The organism is Streptosporangium carneum (genome assembly GCF_027922005.1).
In the GTDB taxonomy this organism is placed as follows: Bacteria; Actinomycetota; Actinomycetes; order Streptosporangiales; family Streptosporangiaceae; genus Streptosporangium; species Streptosporangium carneum.
Map to the genome: position 1 here is coordinate 1 of NZ_BSEV01000010.1, position 19,071 is coordinate 19,071.

The window sequence follows — 19,071 nt, forward strand, 5'->3', positions numbered from 1 at the left end:
GCGGGCTCGTCGCCCTCGTCGCGATGATCGCCTGGTACGTCGCCACCCGCGACTGGCGGGCCGGGGCCGTCCTGCTCGCCTACGCCGCCGGATGGCTACCCTGGTTCTACTGGGCCATCGCCGACAACCGCACCATGTTCATCTTCTACGCCATCCCCATGGTCCCGTTCATGATCCTGGCGCTCACCCTCGCCGCGGGACTCGTCATAGGCCCGGCCGACGCCACGTCGTCGCGGCGGGTCGTCGGCGCCTCGATCGTCGGAGGCTTCACCGTGCTCGCGATCATCAACTTCTGGTGGCTCTACCCGGTGCTCACCGCCGAGATCATCCCCTACGCGGAGTGGAATTCCCGCATGCTCTTCAAGAAGGGGTGGATCTGAGCCCTCCGCACATGATCCGCTTGGCACTGATTTCCTAGGGTAGGCGACGTGCACGATCCATTACGTCACGTTCATCGTCAGGGCAGGCCCGCATACGGCAGACTTCGAAGCATGCCTGCACCGGACGTGGCCGCGCTCCTCTCCGAGCTGGAGCGATCCGAGCCCGACTACGCCGAGCACGCCCGGAGCGCGATCGACTGGTTGACCGGCGGCGAGCCGCTGGAGACGATCACCGAGCTCAACGTGTGCGAGTTCCTCTGGTACACCCTGCCGACCAAGGTCGGCGGCGACCGTGCCGCGATCGCCCGCGCGCTCGGCCGTCTGCTGAGGCTCGGCGGCCTCGAACGCTACGCCACGCTCTGCACCTCCCCGACGACCACCCGGATCCTGCGCACCTACGCCCGCGCCGGGGAGGACGCGGGCATGGCCGCCTACCAGAGCGCCCTGAGCGCCACGGGAGTGCTTCCGCCCGACGTTCCCGAGCTGCGGTGGAGCTCGATCATGGGCCCGGAGGAGCTGGGCGCGCACGGCGCGTGCTCCGCCGCGCTCGAGCTGGCCATCGTCTCGGGGAAGCTGAGCCCCGACTCGCAGGAGCGGGGCGCGCTGACCCGGCTGTGGCTCACCACCCCCCGCCCCGAGCTGGGCGGGGACAACTGGCTCCACCGGGTCCAGGGCGAGCGGCTCAACCGCTGGGTGCTCGGCAGGGGCACCGCGTGGCGCGAGCTGGCCCAGCCCTTCGAGGTGTGCCTGCACGCCCCGATCCCCGCCCCGGCGGAAGACCACCTCGAGGCGCTGCGGTGGCTGCTGAGGGTGGGCCGCGAGCCCGGCGGCATCCCGCTGACCCAGCGCCACAACCTGGCCCGTTCGGTGCTCGCGCAGAGCACCTGGAGCGCCGCCGAGCTGGCCGCCGCCAGGGAGGTGGCGCAGACCCAGATGGGCGCGCTGCGCCGCGCGGGGAGACGGCTGGTGACCACCTCGACCGGGCAGCGCCTGCTGGAGGACCCCGATCTGCTCTGGGAGACCGCGTCGGCGGCACTGCTGGCTCCCACGTCAGGAGAGCACGAGTTCAGGGCGTCGGCCAGGGAGGTGGCGCTGATGCTGCTCGCCGACGGCTCCCCCGCGGACCGCGACCGCGTCACAGCGGTGATCGACTGTGAGGAGTGGCAGACTCCCGAGGTCGACGCCTCGCTGAACGAGCTCGGACAGCGGCTGGACGCCTTCGGCCTCAGGTCCGAGGGCAAGCTGACCCCCGCCGGCCGGTCCGCGGCTCTGGCCGCCCTGCGAAGCCACGCCCTGCGCCCCCGCCAGTACGTCAACATGAGCTGACCCCGCCCCCGAACCGCTCACCCTCGGATCCGTTCACCCCTGACCTGCTCATCCCCGCAGCCCCCGCACCGCGCCGGTACGGCGAGCGGTGACGCAGGCCTGCCCGGCGCCGATCGGCGGCGCACAGCCCGGTGAACGTTCACGTCCACTCCACTAAAGGGGACTATTCAGCTATATAACGGGCAATTGCCGTACGTGTCCGAACCCATCACCAGCGAGCATGACGAAGCGCCGCGAACGCCTCCCCCTCCACCCGGCGCCGACGTCTCGTCGACCAGGTCGGTCACCACCGAGACACCCCCTGCCGGGCCTGCCGCCCCCACCGAGACGACCGAGCCCGCCCTGACCTCGGCGGGCCCCGTACGACCGCTCGACGCCCCGGGAGCCGAGAGCACCGCCGACCTCCCCTTCGGCAGGCCGGGCAGGCCGATGCGCGGCAACCCGTTCGTCTTCGGCTTCACCGCCGCCCTGGGGGTTCTCACCGCCTGGTGGCTGGTGCAGGCCGTCGTGAGCGCGAGTTCGGTGCTGATCCTCATCGTCGTCTCCCTCTTCCTGGCCATCGGCCTGAACCCGGCCGTCGAGAACCTGCAGAGGCGCGGACTTCCCCGGCTGGTCGCGATCACGGCGGTCTTCCTCTGCGTGATCGCGGTCTTCACCGGCTTCGGGCTGGCCGTGGTGCCGCCGCTGACCACGCAGTCGACCGACTTCGTGCAGAAGGTCCCGCAGTACGTCCAGGAACTGCAGAACAACCCGCTGATCCGCGACCTGGACCAGCGGTTCCAGATCCTGGAGAAACTCCAGCAGTACGTGACGAGCGGCGACTTCGGCAGCCAGATGTTCGGCGGCGTGCTGGGCTTCGGCCAGGTGCTCATCGGGGCCGTCTTCAACGCGCTGACGGTGCTGGTCCTGACGCTCTACTTCCTCGGCTCGCTGAACTCGCTCAAGAAGATGGCCTACCGTCTCGTCCCCCGGTCCCGCCGGACCCGCGCGACCCTGCTCGGCGACCAGATCATCGACAGCATCGGCGGCTACGTCGCCGGAAACCTGATCATCTCGCTGATCGCCGGAGTCGCCACCTTCTTCTTCCTGGTCCTGATGGAGGTCCCCTACGCCCTGGCGCTCGCCCTGATCGTCGCCCTGACCGACCTGATCCCGATGGTCGGCGCCTTCATCGGCGCGGGCGTCGCCTCCGTCGTCGGTTTCTTCGTCTCACCGACCGTCGGCATCGTCTGTGTGATCTTCTTCACCGTCTACCAGCAGATCGAGAACTACTGGATAGCGCCCAGCGTCATGAAGAGCTCCGTCGACGTCCCGCCCCTGGCCACGATCGTCGGCGCCCTGGTCGGCGGCGCGCTGCTCGGCGTGGTCGGCGCGCTGCTGGGCATCCCCCTGGTCGCGGCGCTCCTGCTCATCGTCCGCGAGGTGGTCATGCCGAGGCAGGAACGGGCCTGATCGGCAGGGGGCACGGCGTCCGCCGTGCCCCCTGCCGTCGGTCAGCCGCCCGTCGGCGGGGCGGGTCCCGGTCCGCGACCTCCCGGGACGGGACAGGTCAGAGCCCGGACTGCTGCCCCTCCTGCTCCTCACCCGTCGTCGGGTCCGTGGGGGGCGCGCTGGGGGTGGGGGTCGGAGTCGGGGTGGGGCCGGTGGCGGGCAGGGCGCTGCCCTGCTTCCACTGCCTCCAGCTGAGCTGCCAGTAGCCCCAGCCGTTGCGCCAGTCGAGCTTCCGCTTGGTGCCGCCGATCTTCACGACGTCCCCGCGCTGGGCGATGCCGTAGAACCACTTGGCCCCGGCGGGCGTGGCGCGCACGCAGCCGTGGCTCTGGTTGGAGCGGCCGAGGTACTGGTAGTAACCCGCGCTCTGGTGGACGTACTCGCCGCTGTCGGAGATGCGCACCGCCCAGGGGATCTCCTCCTTGTAGTAGCGCGGGTCCTTGGGGTCGGTGACGCCCAGCCAGGAGGAGGTCATGGTCTCCACCGCCTTCTTGCCCATCGTGAGATGGACGCCGCTGGTGGTGAGGTACACGTCCACGCCGTTCTTGACCAGGCCGCCGCGGCCCGCGCTGATCGGGATGGTCTTGGCGAGCTTGCCGTCCCGGTAGACCTTCATCAGGTGCTTGCCGGTGCTGACCACGGAGATGTTGGCCGTGCCGATCGCGAAGCGGCGGCTGACGTCCTTGGCCTCCTGGTTGCCGGGGATCTGGCTGAGGCGGGCGGTGAAGAGGACCTTCTGGTGCGGCTTCCAGTAGGTCTTGGTGCGGTAGATGACCTTGCGGTCGGAGACCCAGCGCCAGGCGCCCTCGACCGGCTTGTCCGCCTGGACCTGCAGCACGGCCTCGGCCGCCGCCCGGTTGGCGACCGCCCTGTCGAAGGTGACGATGATCGGCGATCCGACGCCGATCTTCTCGACCTTCTCGCCCATCGGCGTGATGTCGGCGATGCCGAGCACCGGCTTGCGCGCCGCCGCCTTGATGACGGCTCCCCCCGCCGGGCGTGGTTGGTGCGCCTTGGCCGTGGTCGTGACGGGCGTGGGCGCGGGCGCGGGCTGTGCAGCCGGGCTGCCCTCCGCCGCACAGGCCGCCACGGTGGCGAGAGCCACGAGGGCGAGCGAGGCCTGAGCCGTCCGCCTGAGGGTGTTCACGGTCTACTCCTCATATATGAGCTTCGCGCCGGTTTCAGCCCTGGCGCGTTCCATATGTGAGACAACCGAAAGCCTCAATATGCATACAAAACCCTATAACGATTAAACAACGGTGTGATCGCTGGGTTTAGCCGACTCCTTCGACCGTCGGCACAGCCGCCGTCCGGCGGGATCACGGTTCGGCGGGACCGCCGCCCGCCGGGGCCGGGGTCACGGTTCGGCGGGACCGCCGCCCGCCGGGCCCGGGGGCACGGCGAACGCCCGCCTGCCGTACCCGAGCAACTCACGCAGCGCAGGACCGGGCGTGCTTCTCCAGATCAGCGCGAGCAGGGCGGGCGTTTCGACGTCGTCGACGGTGAGGGCGGTGAGCCGGTCACGGTAGTGCCCGGCCATCGAGTCGCTGAGAACGGCGACGGCGAGTCCTCTGGCGGCGAGGTCGGCGATGGCGTCCGCGGCGCTGGCCTGCAGGGCGATCACCGGCTGAAGCCCCTGTGCCGCGCAGGCCTGGTCGAACACCGTGCGCAGGCCGGTGCCGGGCGGCATGCACACGATCGGGTGGGCGCTCAGCTCTCGCAGGGTGACCCGCCGCCGTCCCGCCAGGGGGTGCGCGGCCGGGACCGCCGCGACGAGCCGCTCCTTGACGATCGTCAGCGCCTCCAGCCCCTCGGGGGTGGCGGTGGCGGTCCCGACGAGGGCCAGGTCGACCGTACCCGCGCGCACCCCTTCGACGAGCCTGTCGGAGTTGTCCTCCAGCAGCGACACCTCCACACCGGGATGCGCCCGGTGGAACGCGGCGAGGGCGTCGAACAGCGGCGTGACGGTGCAGCCGATGACCATTCCGACCGTGATCCGCCCCCGGATCAGGTCGGTCACCTCGCCCACGGCCTGGCTGACCGCCTCGGCGGCGGCGAGCGCGGCGCGGGCGTGTTCGAGCGCGGCCTTTCCCGCGACGGTGAGGGTGGCGGCGCGCGCCGACCGGTCGAACAACTCGGCGCCGAGTTCGCGCTCCAGCTGGCGGATCTGGGCGCTGACACCGGACTGGCTGATGTGCACCCGTTCGGCGGCCCGGGTGAAGTTCCGCTCCTCGGCCACCGCGACGAAGTACTCCAGCTGCCTCAGTTCCATAACTGCAGATTCTAGTTCTTATCACATCAATCTGTTGGACTTCTGATCGCTGAGAGACAACCCTGGGAGGTGCAAGAACCCGACGACAGGAGGAAACCCATGCCGGAGTACGAGAAGGCCATGCGGCCGGAGGACATCACCCGCTTGTTCGTCGAGCGCTCGAACGCCGGCGACGCGGCCGGAGTCGCCGCCCTCTACGAGGAGAACGCGGTGCTGGCCTACCCGCCCGGCGCCCAGACTGTGGGCCGGGAGGCGATCCGCGCCCTGTGGGAGAGGGTGCTGGCAGGCCGCCCTCGCTTCGAGCCGGAAGAGCCGCTGCCGACGCTGGTGAGCGACGACATCGCCCTCACCTCGACCCCGCCGAAGGACGGGAGCGGCGCCCGCGCGCAGGTCGTCCGGCGCCAGCCCGACGGAAGCTGGCTCCGCCTGCTCGACCAGCCCGAGTTCGTCTCCCCCGCCCGCTGAGCCGTCGCGACCGCGGGCACCGACACGCGCGGGCGAGGGAGCGGCTCCGTGTCCGCCACGGAAACGCTCTCGGATGCCCCCCGCGCCCGGTCGGCGTCCGAGAAAATTCCAGAAAGGCCGTCGGCGGACGTCGAGGATCCCGCGACGGCTCCGACTCCCCGGTGACGGCGCGCCTTCGAGGGCGCGAGAGACTCACAGAGACGGGACGCCATCCATGGGCAAGCTCATCCACTTCGTGCACCAGTCCCTCGACGGTTTCATCGAGGGACCGAACGGCGAGTTCGACTGGCCGCGGATGGGACCGGAACTGTCCGCCTACTCGCAGGAACTGACCGACGGCGACAAGGTGTTCCTCTACGGACGCGTGGTGTGGGATGTGATGTCGAACTTCTGGCCGCACGCCGAACGTCACTCGACCCACGAGCACGACCTGGCATTCGCCCCGATCTGGCGCGAGGCGCCCAAGATCGTGGTCTCCCGCACCCTGGAGAAGGCCGACTGGAACACCCGGGTGATCGGCGAGAACGCCGTCAAGGAGTTGACCGCGCTCAAGGAGTCCGGCGTCACGCTGCTGCTGTTCGGCGGATCCGCGCTGGCCTCCCACCTCACCGAGCACGGCGTCATCGACGAGTACCAGATCTTCGTCCACCCCGTGGTCCTGGGCGGCGGCAAGCCGGTCTTCCAGGAGCAGCGCCACCGGGTCGGTCTCGAACTCGTCGAGTCACGGACGTTCGACTCCCAGATCGTGCTGCTCCGGCACCGGCGCGCCGCCGTACACGAGTGACCCTCGGCACGTCACCGGGAAGACCTGCCGCGGAGAGCGAAGGGCGTGCCTCGAAAGACGGCTTCCGACCGCGACGGCGAGCGCGACGACGATCAGAACCGCCGCGACCGCGAACGTGCTCCGCATACCGGTGGCGACGGCCTCCGGACGCGCCGTGGTGACGTCGATCGTCGCCGAGGCGAGCGCGAACACAGCACCCATGACGGATGCGCCGGTGATGAGCCCGAGATTGCGCGACAGGTTGAGCATTCCGGAGACGACGCCCCGCCGATCCGGGCGGACATCCGCCATGACGGCGGTGTTGTTGGCCGTCTGGAACAACGCGTAGCCGAGGGTGACGACGACGATGGGGGCGACATAGCCGGGGATGCCGAGCGTCGCCGGCGCCATGGACAGGACAGCGGAACCGGCCGCCATTCCGGTGAGCCCGGCGACGGTCACGCGTTGTGCGCCGAAACGGTCCGCGATGCGCCCTGCCGGCACGCCGGTCAACGCGGCGACAAGCGGGCCGGCCGCCAGGACGAGCCCGACCAGGGCCGCGTCGAGCCCGAGCGCACGAGAGAGATAGAACGGCCCGACCACCAGCGTCGCCATCATCACCGTCGAGACGAGCGCGCTCATGGCGAGGCCCGCGCTCAGCACCGGATCACGGAACATCGCCAGTCGGATCAACGGCGATGCCGTTCTCGCCTCGGTGAAGACGAAAAGCCCGACTCCGAAGGCGGCGGCCGACAGCAGAGTCACATTGAGCGCGCCGAAACCGCCACGCCCGAGCGTCATGGCGAGCGCATAGGCCGCGAGCGTCAGAGCGAGAAGCAATGTGCCGACATTGTCGAACCTGGCCCGACCGGCTTTCGGCTCCCGCCGGTCAACGGGCAGACGGCGATGCGCGAGAAGAAAGGTCAGGACCCCCAGCGGCACGTTGACGAGGAAGATCGCCCGCCAGCCGAGTCCGGAGATCAGGACGCCGCCCAGCGACGGGCCGAGAGCGGTGCCGATCGCGGACATCGTCCCGAGCAGCCCCATGGCGCTACCGGTCCTTGACTTCGGAACCGTCTCGCCGACGAACGCCATGGTGAGGGCCATCATGACGGCCGCTCCGAGTCCCTGCGCCGCTCGGGCGGCGATCAGCGTCCAGAGCGTGGGCGCGACGCCGCACAGGACCGAGGCCGCGGTGAACAGGAGGATTCCGGCCAGGAGCAGCCGTCGGCGGCCGACGATGTCACCGAGTCGCCCGACGCTGACGATCAGGGTGGTGACGGCGAGGAGATAGGCGAGGACGACCCACTGCACCTCCTGGAAGGAGGCGGTGAACGCCTGCGCCAACGTCGGCAGGCCCACGTTGGCGATGCTGGTGCCGAGCGAGGACAGCAACATGGACAGCGAAAGACCGGCGAGCGCCCACCGAGCCGAAGGCCTCCGTTCCGGATCCTCAGCCACTGGTTCGTCGCTTCCCGCGATGATCGTCGTCAACATGAACTCTGTTTCTGGCGGCTTGAGCCGTGCCGGGTTCGGTGGAGGCCGTAGTGTCGGGCGTCGGTCGTCCTACGCCTCGTCCACCGCGGGCTCTCTCCGACCGTCGTCCGCGTCCACGGTGCGACATGCCTGCTGGGCCGACAAGTAACCTTGCCAATGTGGCAAACGACGACGACGCTGTCCTGGCCTCCGTGGGCCCGCGGCTGCGCGCGCTGCGCACCAGGCGCGGCATCACCCTGACCCAGCTCGCGGAGACCACCGGCATCTCGGTCAGCACCCTGTCCCGCCTCGAGTCCGGCGAGCGCAGACCCAATCTGGAGTTGCTGCTGCCGCTCGCGCGGGTCCACCAGGTCCCGCTCGACGAACTCGTCGGAGCCCCGCCGGTCGGTGACCCACGGGTGCGGTTGAAGCCGATCAAGCGAGCAGACTCGACGATCGTGCCGCTGACTCAGCACCCCGGCGGGCCGCAGGCGTTCAAAATGGTCATCGGCCCCGCCCGCTGCGAACCCGATCCGCGTACGCACGAGGGCTACGAGTGGCTGTACGTGCTCAGCGGGAAGCTGCGGCTGGTGCTCGCCGAGCACGACATCGTGCTCAAGGCGGGGGAGGCCGCGGAGTTCGACACCCGGCTACCGCACTGGTTCGGCAGCACCGGCGAGGCGCCGGTGGAGATTCTCAGCCTGTTCGGATCACAGGGCGAACGCATGCACGTCCGCGCGAAACCGCGCGACGCGTAGAAACGACGCGGCGGCACGGGACCGTCCATGTCCGGGCGAGCCGCGTATGACAGCGGGCGATCAGATCCTTGAGGAACCGGATGTAGTCTGCGCTGGTCTGGGGCGAAGGTGGTGAAGGGTGACAGGGCGCTTCGTCATCGGTGAGGGATACGCGTCGTACCGGGGGCCGTCGACGGACAACGTTCAGCATCGTCACGCCGCCTTCCAGGTGACCGTCGCCGTGAAGGGCGAAGTGGTCATGACGGACGAGTCGGGAGCGTGTCATCGCGACGTGGCGCTGATCGTCCCGCCCATGGTGCGGCATCGCATGTCGGCCGCGCCGTACCTGCGTACGTGGTTCATCGAACCGCAGTGTTCGTTCGCGGCCGGGTTGCGTGAACGCTGTGGCGCCGGGATCACCGCGGCCGGCGATCTGCGCGGCCTTCGCGAGGAGGACGTGCAGATCGCCGGGGCGCCTCAGTCATCCGGCACGCTCGACCCGAGGCTGCTGGCGGCGATGGAGGCGCTGGCCCGCCGGGACATCCAGGTCACCGGGGCGGCCGTGGAGGCTGGGCTCTCCCCGCAACGCCTGCGTGCCCTGGCCAGGCGGCAACTGGGCATGCCGCTCGCACGGTGGCGCATCTGGCGGCGACTCACGCGTGCGGCCCGGGCGCTGGTCGAGGGACAGTCGATCGCCGAGGCGGCGATCACGGGCGGCTTCGCCGATCAGGCGCATTTCAGCCGGCGACTGCGCGAGATGATGGGGCTCACGCCGACGGCCGTACTGCCGATGTTGCGTCCGTCAGCCGCGCGAAGCGACGTAGATGGAGATTGAGCCGGTCAGCGTTGGGATGACCTCCGCCTCGCGTACGCCGCGGAACCCCGCCTCGCTCATCAGCCTGGGCAGAACGCCGTCCGCGTTGGGCTGAGTGTCCTGCAGTCCGTCGGCCAGTTGCACGGTACGGAACGCCAGGCGCATCAGCGTGGTCCGCTGCAGGCCGTAGTCGGCGACCACCAGCTTGCCGCTCGGCCGCAGCACGGCGTGCATCGAGGTGAGAATCGACCGCTTCATCGGAAGCGGGCACTGGTGGAGGACGAGGCTCGACACCGCCGTGTCGGCCGAGCCCGGACCCAGCAGCTCGACCAGCGCGTCGCCCATGCCGAGCCGCCACTGCGGGGCCACTCCGTCGGCGCCGGTCTTGCGCCGCGCCAGTGCCAGCGTTTCCGGGTCGGGGTCGACACCGATGATCCGTGCTCGCGGTTCGAGGCGGTGGAGCAGCGCAACCTGTGAGCCGGTGCCGCAGCCGACGTCCACGATCGTGTCGTCGGGCCGCGGCGCCACGTGCATGGCCACCAGGCTGCGCCACAGCCGCTCACGCGTCAGGGCGACCACCGAGTCGTACAGGCGTGTGAGACCCAGGCGGCCCAGGGCCGGGGTGAAGGTTCGTTGAGACATGACCGCAGTCTCGATCGCGCGGCCCTTCGCGGTCTTGAACAAAACGCTCGGACTTCGGGGGGCCGTTCGAGGGTCCGGGGGAAGGACCCGGCGCATCGCTCGTCGCGCGGCATGGCCGCCGCCTGGCGAGCGACACCTTGGTTTCTGACCGTCTCAGGCTTGATCGCGGCGTGGGTCAGTCGCCGTCCGTCGTCTTCCCCTGCCGCTGACGAATACGGCGGACACGCCTGCGACCACCTTCAGGATCGTCGATGCCCAGCCTCACCCGACGCTCGATACGCCCCTGCAAGACCTCACCAAGGGGTGCGTCGCGGAACTTCCTCCAGCGTTTGGGCCGCCTGGCGTACAGACGCTCTTCGACAGCCCCGCTCGACCGCTCGTCGGCGGCGCCCCGGGCGGCTTCGAGAATCTGATGATCACGATGGCGGTCAGCCCGATGGGGCGTCCGCTTGTTGCGCCGGATGCTCTTGCGCGAACTCTTGTCGTTCTCGCCGTAGTCGTTGCGACGATCTTTTGCGTAGCTCAGCCGCTTCTTCTCCTGCGGAGTCTTCCCGCGCTTCCCCGGTGGTGTCTTCCGCCCCATGCCCCCTCGCTCCGGTCGCTCATCCGGCGATCAACAGTGACAGGCGTCCCACCAGGCCAGCAAGGCGTTGTCGTCCACGCCCAGCCCGAACGTCCGGTGTTCGTCACAAGCTTCTCGGCCACGAGGACCTCACGGTGGACGTCATCGGCTTCGCCCTGTTCAAGCCGCGGCTCCAGTCACCGGTGGAAGCCGCCCCGCACATACGATGATCTTCAGCGTGACGAGGACACGGGAGCGCTCATCACATCGGCGTCACTGCCCCCGCCATGCCACACGCGAAGGAGCGCCCCATGGATCCGATCCACACGCGATACGCCGAACTTCTCGAAGCCGGTTTCCCCCGCGGCCAAGTGTGCCTGACCTGGTGCAGGAACAGCGACTTGGAGGAGGTCGCCCACCGCTTCGGCGCGGCTCCCGAGACAGGGTCGTGGGCCACACCCGACGAGCTCGAGGACCTGGAGGAGGAGCACGGAGAGGAACTGGTCGAACTCACCACGATGGGCGAATGGACGATCGCCATGGAACCCAGCGGATTCCAGGGAGTGCGCTCCGCGGTCCTGGAGCCTTTGTCGGCCGGCGGATGCGCCTTCAGTGTGTTCTGGAACGGCGAGCTGGACAACGAGGTGGCTTACGCCGTCGACGGCCGGGTCGTCACGTCCTTCGACCTGATGGACATCGGGCAGCGCTCAGGCAGCGATCCGGCCGCCCTGGACGGCCTCCTGCGTCAGGTCGGCCTGCACGACGGCCTGCCGGCGCAGGCGCGCAAGGCACGGGTCCTGGCCCTGGGCGAAGCGCTCAGCGGGCAGCGCCTCACCCCGCAGTGGCTGCGCTCCGATCAGTTCACGGTCCTGGTCACCGACCCGCTGCCCGACCCCCTCGTGCCCGCCGCCCTTCTGAATCCGCGCGCGCCCTTCCTGGACGAGCCGGAGATGGCGCGGATCCTCGCCAACCCCTCGCCGGCCGTACTGCTCGACATCACCAAGCTGGCCGTCTCCTTCGCCGTCGCCGCGATCGACCTGGAGGACTCACTCGGCGAGGAGACACTGCGGGTGCTGGAGCACGGCGAACGCTCGCCCGGCGAACGCGAGGCACTGCGGTCGCGGCTGGCCCGGCTGCGCGTCGAGACCGACCGACAGGCCAAACGGACCCAGGCGCGCTCCATGCCGGGCACGACCGACGAGGTGATGCCGCTGTGGCGGAAGAGCGCCGCGCTCGTCCTCCTGGAGCTGGCTCTGGATCCTTCTCCCGTCGACGCGGCCCGCTCCGCTGCCGAGCGGGCGGGGAATTTCTGCGCGACCGGAACAGACCACATGCGCCTGCGCGTGCTGAGCAACGTCGTCGAACGCATCGCATACGACCTGCGACACCCTTGACCGCTCCCGGATCAAAGATCCGTGCGTGCACCCGCGACCGACACACCGCATAACCCGCCGTCACATGCGTGATCGACGGCTTGTCGAACTGCCACACAGACCTGAGCAGCAAGAAGGCCCAGTTCCACAAGCTGGAACCGGGCCCCTCGTCCTAGTGGAGACGAGGGGATTCGAACCCCTGACCCCTTCGATGCGAAGCCAAGTCACGGGGTCCGGGACCGTGGTCGACGTCGCCTGACGTCGGGGAAGCAGTCCCCTGTGGTCCATGGCCGTTGTCACTCAGTTGGTCACTCAGTCCCGAGGGCTTGGCCGTACCTCGGACGGTGCGAACCACCAGCTAGGCCGGGGGCGTTCCTATCTCTCCCCGACTGTGCACTCAGTCCTCCGCGGGCCAGTTCTCCTTGTCGGCCACGAAGCTTCCGCGTTGCGGCAAGGTGATCACCCATCCCTCGTCGCGCAGCATGGCAACGGCCTGGCGGGCGGTGTCACGCGCGACGCCGTGATCCCGGACCATCTCCGACTCGGACGGTATCCGGTCGCGCGGCTGTAGCCCGCCGCTCTTGATCTGCTCCCGGATGATCGCCGCCACCTGCTGGTAGATCGGCGTCGGATCGAACCTATCCACTTCCACGAGCACGACGTTACGCACGTCCCCAACGCTGCTCATATGGGCAACGTGAGAGACGAGGTAGACAAGGTAGACGTAGGGTCAGCTCATGACCAGGGCTTACCACAGCACTCACGTGGGGCCGCTCGTCACTGATTACGAGGAGCTCACCTGGCGGGTCCCGGTCGCTCGCTCCGACCGCGTACGCGTACGGGAGCACACCTGCATATGCCAGGTCCAGAGCTACGAACTCTGCGCCTCCGGCGGCCTGCTGTTCATCCGCCGCACCACCGTAAAGTCAGGCAAGGCTGTCGTCCACGAGACAGACCGCTGGCTCAGCAAGCAGGCTAGGGGAACCTGGCTCCTCCTACTGGCGGGGCGAGCATGCTGATCACCCATCTTCCCCACATGGGACATTTATGGGCAAATCGGACAGATTTATGGCTGCTCGAGTACCTCCACCCCTACCCGAACTGCAGAAATACACGCAACGCTTGCCGTCGACTGCCACCACAATGCTTCCTGAGACAGATGTACCTTGATCTGTGGTTACGGAGAGAGCAGCGATGGCAAGATTGAAAGCTTGACCATGAATGACCAACCCTCGAAGATCGGTAGACTGCTGCCCAGTCCAGAGACGGACATCCACAGCAAGATCGTCTAGGCAGGTTCGAGAGGCGGGCAACATGGGATTCTCTCCGCAGAATTCGGACGACCTGCATGTCCCTGATCGTTTCGAGGGATTAAGGGACGCGGGGGCGGGGGCGCTCATGTCGATCATTGTGCCCGTCACAGAAACTCTTGCTGTATTTGATGATCGTTTCCTAGATATGCGAGCTGCACGTCGCGGCTCATTCGTGATCTTGCGAGGCAAGACCGGAGCCGGAAAGTCGACCTTTCTCGACACAATCGGCCTTTTTCGTACGGGCGTAGTCACCGAACGCATCCCTGGAAGCGATGACATCGTCGAGGCACTAAGCAAAGTCCATGCCTCTTCATCTCCGCGCGTAATCGTCCTTGAAGGGCGCGAGGCACTTCGAGAGATCTCTAGCTCTGCACTAGAGGCTGCCATTCACGCGATCAATTCATTCGTCCGCTCCCCAGTCGGACAAGATACATTGATCGTATGGCCAACAAACACGGATGATCTCACTGAATCACTCTCGGTGATTGCACATAAACTTGGGGGAGAATCCCTCCTCGGAGTTGAAGAACCAGTAACACATTTCTATGGACCCTCCAAGCAAAACTTCGTCAGCATCGCAGAAAGAACGGTTGCCGCCCTAAACGAGGGAGCCTCGCTCGCCGCACTGGGAATTTCAGCAGAGCGGGCCGATGAGCTTGCTAATCAGGCATCCACAATCGGACTTTACCTGGCACTAGTCCGGAAAGATCTAATTAAAAACGGCGCTCGCGTGCGCAAACTTCTCGCCGAAGAACAGTACAAGCTCTGGACTGTTGTAATTGCAGGAAACGATCCTGAGGGGGATGTAGCCGCCCTCACCAGGGGTGGTTACGCATATGCAGATATTGACAGGCTAATGACGGCAACCGGCGCAAACATCGTCAGCGAGCTCAAAAAGTCGCCTGACACGCTCGGTATACTCGGCACTGTCCTGGATGCAAAGATACTCAACATAGATATTGTAACGATCAACGCCGTAGCCCGTCATTACGGCGATCCTCAACTACATAGCCTTATGAGCGCCAGAGGCATGTCGATAAGCTCCGACAAAACCGCCAAAGATCGCATAGCCGGAAGCGAGCTTGGATCAATCATGGCGGGCAATACACTTGGCACTCGGAAGCGGGGATCCAAGCCGAGAGGAAATACGCTCAGCGCATTCTCGAATATAGCAAACATCGCCCGATTGAATGACGGAGCACTCAACCGGGCCATTGGAAGCGCTCTCGTCGACGCCGAGCTTGCTCTTTCGTACACGACAGAAAAAAGCATCGGCACAGCCCCCAAGTTCTTCAGCGACCTATACCTCACACGGGATACAGGCCCATTGAGAGTCGAGATTATGTGGCGTGAAACCACAAGCCGCGCAGAGATCGCAAATTACGTTCTGACTAAGCTCGGGAATTATGCGCGCGCCATCGGGCTACTAGGGTCTGCCCCAGAGTCAGGCACCTGATCACCTCGTACGCCGTCGACCCACCGCGGAGCGGCAGCGGGCCGGGGACGGAGGGCAAGCCCGGCCTCGGGGGTACGTCAGCCGGTCGCCGTTCCTCGATCATCGAATGCCATCCCGCACGGCCGGGCCTGCCCCGGAGGAACCGGTCTGCTGGGCTTGCCTGGGTCGACGGCGTGCGAGGTGATCAGCCCCAGCCACCCCACAACCTGGGCTCTTGCTCGGCGATCACCTCGGGGCCGGAGTGCCCCCGCCGGAGGCATGCCTTGACCTCCGCTGTCTGCGTCGCCGTACGGCTGTCGTGTCGCCGTTCCCGTCCGGCCTGCTGGTCTTCTCCCCCGTCTCTGCCTGGCGTCCGATGTGCGGTGGGCCGGTCGGGTGAGACCGGCCCGGAGAGGCCGCCCGCCCGGTTCCGGCCGACCGCCCGCCGCCCATCGGGCGGCGGCTTGATGACGTAGGGAAGGTTTGAACCACGCTCGCCCGTAGATCGCGGGCTACCGGCTCGCTCTGACGATCCCGGCGAGCTCCTGCATGCTCCTGGTCACCGCATCCGATTCCGCTTGGACAAGGCGCGTATCCTTGCCCGGCTTGTTGGCGTAGGCGATGCTGCGGGCTCCCGCGTTGGCCGCGGCCTGCATGTCGAAGTCGGAGTCTCCGATCAGGACGGCCTCTCCGGGCCGTGCGTCGACCAGCTCACAGGCTCGGAACACCAATCGAGGGTCCGGCTTCATCTCTGCGGGGTTGCCGATCGGGCGGCCGGCGACTCGCCCCCTCAGCTCGGCCAAATCAAGAAACGCCTCGATCGCTCGCTCGGATTGTTGCTCACGATCACCACGGGTCGACCCGTCTCGGCACAGGCATCGAGTAGATCCCGCACTCCCGGCGTGATCTCGGCGCGGTTCACGGACTCGACCTCATAGCCCACGAACGAGATCTCCAACTTGTCGACCAGGTCCGGTGCGAAGACCGCCGTACGGCGCAACACCTTGAGCGGATCGCCCAGAACCATGACGTCCCGCGGGAGTTCCACTCCCTCGTCCTGGAGCAGCTGCTTGAACCGGCCGCGACCACAGGCGTCGGCAACCCGGCGAAGACGTTGCACACAAGGCCGTTGAAGTCGAACAAGATGGCGCGAGACTCCCGAAGGATCTTCGCCAGCGTCCCGGCGGTCACACCTCGACCTCGTGACTGATCGTCGACCACATGCTCCCGAGCCACAGGCGAGTCTGAGCGACGTACTGCGGCTGCATCGACGAGGCGTCCTCGGTCACCTGGTAATGGAACAGCACCGCGTCCTTACCCACGACGTCGTACAGCTCATGCTGCTCGCCCTTGATCCGGACCGTGTGCTTGACCACCGGGTAGAAGCCGAAAAACACCTGTTCCGGTTGATCACGTAGAACTTGAACGACGGGGTCGTCTGGTGCGCGCGGACCTCGACGGCACTCCGCCGTCCATCATGGTCGGGCGCTCGGTCCGGGAGTGCGGCGACACCAAGACCCGCAAGTCCCGGCGTCGGACTCCGGCGTCCCGCTGGGAAGCGTCTCCCGTCTGGGTTGGCCACCGCAACGCCTCGGTGACAGAGACGGTCTACCGCAAGCAGCTTCGCCCGATGCTCCTGGAGGGAGCCGAAGCGATGGGCCAGGTCTTCGGGAACCGGACAGTCCACTCAGTTGGTCACGCAGCAACTAAAAAAGGCTGCTCCTACGAGCCGGGAGCGGCCTTCACCTTGGGGTGGCCTTAGCGGGCAGGACTCTATCTGCGCAGGACACGCGGTTCGCCTGACGACGGACGTCCGCCTACGGCCAGCACATCGGCCAACAGCTCCGGAAGTCCCACAGGCCGCAGGGTCTCCGGGGTCTCGGCTGCGACAAGCTCAGCCAAGGACCACCATCGATGCCCGACGATCCCCTGCTGTTCACTCGGCTCCAGATGGGCGCGGGTGATGGTCTCCGTGCCGTACGCCCGCGCCAGGAAGTACCGTTCGTGCATACGCACGGGTTCGCCGCCCCACTGGACGTCTGTATCGAGGATCCACAGGCACGGCCCCCACTCGACCTCCGTCAGCCCGGTCTCCTCCAGTAGCTCCCTGCGAGCGGCCTGAAGGAAGTCCTCGTCTTCCTTCAATCCTCCGCCTGGGGGCACCCAGAACAACTCCCCGACCGGAGACCCGGGGACGACGATGACGCCGTCGTCCCTGTGCCGGATCAGCAGGATCCGATCGTCCTGGTCCAGCAGCACAGTCCGGGCGCCTTGTCGGGTCCGCATCGTTGGCTCCTGTCCGGCGTAATCGCTCAGTTGGTCACCCAGCAACGCAGAAGGCCGCTTCCGATCTCTCGGAAGCGGCCTCTGGCCTTGGTGGAGATGAGGGGATTCGAACCCCTGGCCCCTTCGATGCGAACGAAGTGCGCTACCGGACTGCGCTACATCCCCAAGACGTCACCTAGGTTAGCAAACTTCTGAAGCCCCTCGCGCCATCCGAGGCCGGGGGAGGCTGGAGATCAGTCGCCGACCGCGCGGCGGGACGCCTCGGCGTACTGGTCGAAGAGTTCGTCGCGGTGCGCCGCCAGCTCGATGATCTCCGCCACCGGTCGCCTGACCTCCAGCTCGGCCCTGCGGCGAGCGCGCCTGACGCGTTCCGCCCGGGCCTGAGCCGCGGCTCTGCGGCGTTCGGTGTCGATCTGCACCGAAACCCTCAGGACGGCCAGATAGAAGCCCAGGAGGACCACCGAGGGCGCCACCCCCCACCAGGGGATCACCTGGACCGCAGCGGTCACCACCGAGGCGAGGATCAACAGCACGCACCACAGGGTCAGCCGCCTGCGCTTGGCGACCCGGATCGCCCTGCGGCGCCGTTCGGCGCGTCTGCGATCGGTTGCGGGTCGCCGGCCGCCGGCTGCCGGATCCGCCGAGGGCGAGGACGCGCGGACCAGCGCCTCGGGGGAGGGCGGCGGGACCGGTACGGACGCCGACGTGGAGACGGACGGCGTTACCGAGGGCACCGCGGACGACGGGGAAGCGGCGTCGGGCGTCGCTCCGATCCCTTCCGTCACGGTCTGCTCGTCCTGCTCGTCCGTCACTGACTGTTCATCATGGACGTACGGCTCGGCGCTCTCGTAGAGCTCGGTGAAGGTGGCCCGGTCGCGGCGCAACCACATGGGCACGAGCACGCACAACCACATGAGGACAATGGCCAGGTACAGAAGAACGCTGCTCACGGCCACCTCCGGGCAGCATGAAAACGCCTGGGGTCCCTTGGCGTCTCCAATGTGCTCACGTCACGCACAGTAAGGCTGCGTGTCACTATTTGACGAGTATTCAGTGCGGTGTGTCGCGAGATCTTCAAACCTCTTCATGGGGAGCGCCACCGTGGGCGGCCGCCTCCCGGGCCCTGCGCCAACGCACCAGCAACCCTCTTGGTGCGTCTTCGATCGTGAGGGCGTAACAAATGTGGTCGCGCCAAGCGCCATCGATGTGCAGATGCCGCCGTCTGATGCCTTCTTCCCTAAAGCCAAGCTTTTCAACCACCCGTCGGCTCGCGTGATTTTCCGGACGGATGTTCGCCTCGACCCGGTGCAGCCCGGTGGTGAAGAAGCAGTGGTCGACCGCCATGGCCACGGCGGTGGGGATGACGCCCCTGCCCGCGAGGGCTCCGTCGACCCAGTAGCCGATCTGGGCCGATCTGGCCGACCCCCAGACGATGGCGCCGATCGTGAGCTGTCCCGCGAAAGCCCCCTCGTAGGTGACGACCCAGGGCAGGGCGAGCCCCTGCCTCGCCTCCCTGCGAAGGGTTCCGGCCATCGAGATGTAGGGCCCGAGACCGGTCCGGAACAGCGGGGTCTCGGGATTGCTCGGCTCCCAGGGGCGCAGCCAGTTGGCGTTGCGCAGCCGCGCCTCACGCCAGACGCGCACATCTCGCAGGCGCAGCGGCCGAAGTCCCACCGGGCCTTCCGTCAGGGTCACCGGCCAGCCACGAAGTCGATCCACGCTCTCCATCATCTCCC

20 protein-coding genes, 1 tRNA gene and 1 pseudogene are annotated in these 19,071 nt (G+C 67.5%); 9 read left to right on the forward strand and 13 right to left on the reverse strand.

All coding sequences use genetic code 11. The features are described 5' to 3' along the window. The 3 genes and pseudogenes from PKF00_RS21820 to PKF00_RS21830 form a co-directional block, all read left to right on the forward strand. A pseudogene (locus tag PKF00_RS21820) lies at window positions 1-380 on the forward strand (phospholipid carrier-dependent glycosyltransferase); the annotation flags it as partial. A gap of 111 nt (window positions 381-491) precedes the next feature. Continuing rightward, window positions 492-1,706, forward strand: coding sequence for a hypothetical protein (locus PKF00_RS21825; protein ID WP_271219451.1), 1,215 nt, complete (start codon window positions 492-494; stop codon window positions 1,704-1,706). A gap of 195 nt (window positions 1,707-1,901) precedes the next feature. Continuing rightward, window positions 1,902-3,158 (forward strand): AI-2E family transporter, encoded by a 1,257-nt coding sequence (locus PKF00_RS21830; RefSeq protein ID WP_271219452.1) that lies wholly within the window; start codon window positions 1,902-1,904, stop codon window positions 3,156-3,158. Window positions 3,159-3,255: 97 nt separating this feature from the next. Here PKF00_RS21830 and PKF00_RS21835 read toward each other — a convergent pair whose 3' ends face one another. Both PKF00_RS21835 and PKF00_RS21840 read right to left on the reverse strand, forming a co-directional pair. Further along, on the reverse strand, window positions 3,256-4,344 hold the full coding sequence (locus tag PKF00_RS21835; protein ID WP_271219453.1) for a L,D-transpeptidase: 1,089 nt from the start codon (window positions 4,342-4,344) through the stop codon (window positions 3,256-3,258). Window positions 4,345-4,554: 210 nt separating this feature from the next. Continuing rightward, window positions 4,555-5,469 carry a LysR family transcriptional regulator gene (locus tag PKF00_RS21840; protein ID WP_271219454.1) on the reverse strand — a complete coding sequence of 305 codons (915 nt, stop codon included), beginning with the start codon at window positions 5,467-5,469 and terminating at the stop codon, window positions 4,555-4,557. Window positions 5,470-5,568: 99 nt separating this feature from the next. Here PKF00_RS21840 and PKF00_RS21845 point away from each other — a divergent pair, with 99 nt between their 5' ends. After that, the gene (locus PKF00_RS21845; RefSeq protein ID WP_271219455.1) at window positions 5,569-5,934 is read left to right on the forward strand and encodes a YybH family protein; all 366 of its coding nucleotides are present in this window, start codon (window positions 5,569-5,571) and stop codon (window positions 5,932-5,934) included. Window positions 5,935-6,148: 214 nt separating this feature from the next. Next, a complete protein-coding gene (locus tag PKF00_RS21850; protein ID WP_271219456.1) occupies window positions 6,149-6,718 on the forward strand; it encodes a dihydrofolate reductase family protein in 570 nt (189 codons plus the stop codon). Here PKF00_RS21850 and PKF00_RS21855 read toward each other — a convergent pair. Further along, entirely contained in the window at window positions 6,656-8,194 is a 1,539-nt protein-coding gene (locus tag PKF00_RS21855; protein WP_271219457.1) for an MFS transporter, read from the reverse strand. The two genes, PKF00_RS21850 and PKF00_RS21855, sit on opposite strands and share 63 nt — an antisense overlap. A gap of 158 nt (window positions 8,195-8,352) precedes the next feature. On the opposite strand from PKF00_RS21855, the gene PKF00_RS21860 reads away from it, so the two are divergent. Next, entirely contained in the window at window positions 8,353-8,931 is a 579-nt protein-coding gene (locus PKF00_RS21860) for a helix-turn-helix domain-containing protein (protein WP_425582328.1), read from the forward strand. 220 nt (window positions 8,932-9,151) lie between these two features. Further along, window positions 9,152-9,745 (forward strand): AraC family transcriptional regulator, encoded by a 594-nt coding sequence (locus PKF00_RS21865; protein ID WP_271219459.1) that lies wholly within the window; start codon window positions 9,152-9,154, stop codon window positions 9,743-9,745. Here PKF00_RS21865 and PKF00_RS21870 read toward each other — a convergent pair. Together PKF00_RS21870 and PKF00_RS21875 are read right to left on the reverse strand one after the other, a co-directional pair. Beyond that, the gene (locus PKF00_RS21870) at window positions 9,713-10,366 is read right to left on the reverse strand and encodes a class I SAM-dependent methyltransferase (protein WP_271219460.1); all 654 of its coding nucleotides are present in this window, start codon (window positions 10,364-10,366) and stop codon (window positions 9,713-9,715) included. The genes PKF00_RS21865 and PKF00_RS21870 overlap by 33 nt on opposite strands. 175 nt (window positions 10,367-10,541) lie before the next feature. Continuing rightward, window positions 10,542-10,949, reverse strand: a complete 408-nt coding sequence (locus PKF00_RS21875) for a hypothetical protein (RefSeq protein ID WP_271219461.1) — start codon at window positions 10,947-10,949, stop codon at window positions 10,542-10,544. A gap of 290 nt (window positions 10,950-11,239) precedes the next feature. Between PKF00_RS21875 and PKF00_RS21880 the strand changes: the two genes are divergently transcribed. Then, complete coding sequence (locus PKF00_RS21880; protein WP_271219462.1) at window positions 11,240-12,322, forward strand: DUF6461 domain-containing protein; 1,083 nt, start codon at window positions 11,240-11,242, stop codon at window positions 12,320-12,322. Between the two features lie 376 nt (window positions 12,323-12,698). Here PKF00_RS21880 and PKF00_RS21885 read toward each other — a convergent pair whose 3' ends face one another. Then, on the reverse strand, window positions 12,699-12,971 hold the full coding sequence (locus PKF00_RS21885) for a GntR family transcriptional regulator (protein WP_271219463.1): 273 nt from the start codon (window positions 12,969-12,971) through the stop codon (window positions 12,699-12,701). A gap of 728 nt (window positions 12,972-13,699) precedes the next feature. On the opposite strand from PKF00_RS21885, the gene PKF00_RS21890 reads away from it, so the two are divergent. Beyond that, window positions 13,700-15,070: a hypothetical protein gene (locus tag PKF00_RS21890; RefSeq protein ID WP_271219464.1), complete on the forward strand. Its 1,371-nt coding sequence runs from the start codon at window positions 13,700-13,702 to the stop codon at window positions 15,068-15,070. A gap of 491 nt (window positions 15,071-15,561) precedes the next feature. Here the strand turns inward: PKF00_RS21890 and PKF00_RS21895 are convergent, their stop codons facing one another. The 7 genes from PKF00_RS21895 to PKF00_RS21925 form a co-directional block, all read right to left on the reverse strand. After that, window positions 15,562-15,852 (reverse strand): HAD family hydrolase, encoded by a 291-nt coding sequence (locus tag PKF00_RS21895; protein ID WP_344930295.1) that lies wholly within the window; start codon window positions 15,850-15,852, stop codon window positions 15,562-15,564. After that, the gene (locus PKF00_RS21900) at window positions 15,840-16,169 is read right to left on the reverse strand and encodes an HAD family hydrolase (RefSeq protein ID WP_271219466.1); all 330 of its coding nucleotides are present in this window, start codon (window positions 16,167-16,169) and stop codon (window positions 15,840-15,842) included. Before PKF00_RS21900 ends, PKF00_RS21895 begins: the two co-directional genes overlap by 13 nt. Before the next feature lie 67 nt (window positions 16,170-16,236). Beyond that, window positions 16,237-16,446 (reverse strand): hypothetical protein, encoded by a 210-nt coding sequence (locus PKF00_RS21905; RefSeq protein WP_271219467.1) that lies wholly within the window; start codon window positions 16,444-16,446, stop codon window positions 16,237-16,239. A 376-nt stretch (window positions 16,447-16,822) separates the two neighbouring features. Then, the gene (locus PKF00_RS21910; protein WP_271219468.1) at window positions 16,823-17,335 is read right to left on the reverse strand and encodes an NUDIX hydrolase; all 513 of its coding nucleotides are present in this window, start codon (window positions 17,333-17,335) and stop codon (window positions 16,823-16,825) included. Between the two features lie 88 nt (window positions 17,336-17,423). Then, window positions 17,424-17,500 (reverse strand) — tRNA-Ala (locus tag PKF00_RS21915). Window positions 17,501-17,568: 68 nt separating this feature from the next. Next, window positions 17,569-18,285, reverse strand: coding sequence for a divisome protein SepX/GlpR (gene sepX / locus PKF00_RS21920; RefSeq protein ID WP_271219469.1), 717 nt, complete (start codon window positions 18,283-18,285; stop codon window positions 17,569-17,571). A 124-nt stretch (window positions 18,286-18,409) separates the two neighbouring features. Further along, on the reverse strand, window positions 18,410-19,063 hold the full coding sequence (locus PKF00_RS21925; RefSeq protein ID WP_271219688.1) for a GNAT family N-acetyltransferase: 654 nt from the start codon (window positions 19,061-19,063) through the stop codon (window positions 18,410-18,412). Between the last annotated feature and the right edge of the window lie 8 nt (window positions 19,064-19,071).

What these genes read in the sequence shown, in the direction of transcription:
- PKF00_RS21840 (WP_271219454.1), bottom strand. Translation starts at nt 5,469, where the DNA reads ATGGAACTGAGGCAGCTGGAGTACTTCGTCGCGGTGGCCGAGGAGCGG.
- PKF00_RS21870 (WP_271219460.1), bottom strand. Translation starts at nt 10,366, where the DNA reads ATGTCTCAACGAACCTTCACCCCGGCCCTGGGCCGCCTGGGTCTCACA.
- PKF00_RS21890 (WP_271219464.1), top strand. Translation starts at nt 13,700, where the DNA reads ATGTCGATCATTGTGCCCGTCACAGAAACTCTTGCTGTATTTGATGAT.
- PKF00_RS21880 (WP_271219462.1), top strand. Translation starts at nt 11,240, where the DNA reads ATGGATCCGATCCACACGCGATACGCCGAACTTCTCGAAGCCGGTTTC.
- PKF00_RS21925 (WP_271219688.1), bottom strand. Translation starts at nt 19,063, where the DNA reads ATGGAGAGCGTGGATCGACTTCGTGGCTGGCCGGTGACCCTGACGGAA.
- PKF00_RS21910 (WP_271219468.1), bottom strand. Translation starts at nt 17,335, where the DNA reads ATGCGGACCCGACAAGGCGCCCGGACTGTGCTGCTGGACCAGGACGAT.
- PKF00_RS21825 (WP_271219451.1), top strand. Translation starts at nt 492, where the DNA reads ATGCCTGCACCGGACGTGGCCGCGCTCCTCTCCGAGCTGGAGCGATCC.
- PKF00_RS21845 (WP_271219455.1), top strand. Translation starts at nt 5,569, where the DNA reads ATGCCGGAGTACGAGAAGGCCATGCGGCCGGAGGACATCACCCGCTTG.
- PKF00_RS21875 (WP_271219461.1), bottom strand. Translation starts at nt 10,949, where the DNA reads ATGGGGCGGAAGACACCACCGGGGAAGCGCGGGAAGACTCCGCAGGAG.
- PKF00_RS21850 (WP_271219456.1), top strand. Translation starts at nt 6,149, where the DNA reads ATGGGCAAGCTCATCCACTTCGTGCACCAGTCCCTCGACGGTTTCATC.
- PKF00_RS21855 (WP_271219457.1), bottom strand. Translation starts at nt 8,194, where the DNA reads ATGTTGACGACGATCATCGCGGGAAGCGACGAACCAGTGGCTGAGGAT.